Genomic DNA, 374 nt, shown 5'->3' with positions numbered 1-374 from the left:
TGTGAATATGGTCACTGGTCAAATGACAAGTATGGAAGCACTGATAAGATGGATACGTCCAGACCATGGACTCGTGCCTCCAATCGAATTTATTCCTGTCGCCGAATCCAATGGAATGATTTTGCGCATCGGGGACATTGTCATGATGAAGGCTTGCGCGCAAATCGCTACCTGGAAAAAAGAGCTATTGCCGGTGGTACCTATTTCAATCAACGTGTCCGCGAAGCAATTTAGCGCGGGGTTCCTTCCGAAAAAACTATCTGACTGCTTAAAAAATTGCGGTATTGATTCTAGCCTCCTTGAGGTAGAAATCACAGAATCTGCAATGATGGGCGAGGACAATACCATTATTACGGATTTGTGCGAGATTCGGG

General features: G+C 45.5%; 1 protein-coding gene. It reads left to right on the top strand.

The features are described 5' to 3' along the window. Nucleotides 1-31: 31 nt before the first annotated feature. Nucleotides 32-374, top strand: a 343-nt coding sequence (locus ACO0LF_RS31590) for an EAL domain-containing protein (RefSeq protein WP_423021386.1), incomplete at its 3' end; no start/stop codon positions are given.

The sequence above is a fragment of the Undibacterium sp. Di27W genome (assembly GCF_049340345.1).
Classification (GTDB): Bacteria; Pseudomonadota; Gammaproteobacteria; order Burkholderiales; family Burkholderiaceae_D; genus Undibacterium.
The sequence above is the reverse complement of the archived record's forward strand: the minus strand, read 5'-3'. Positions and strand labels throughout refer to the sequence as shown.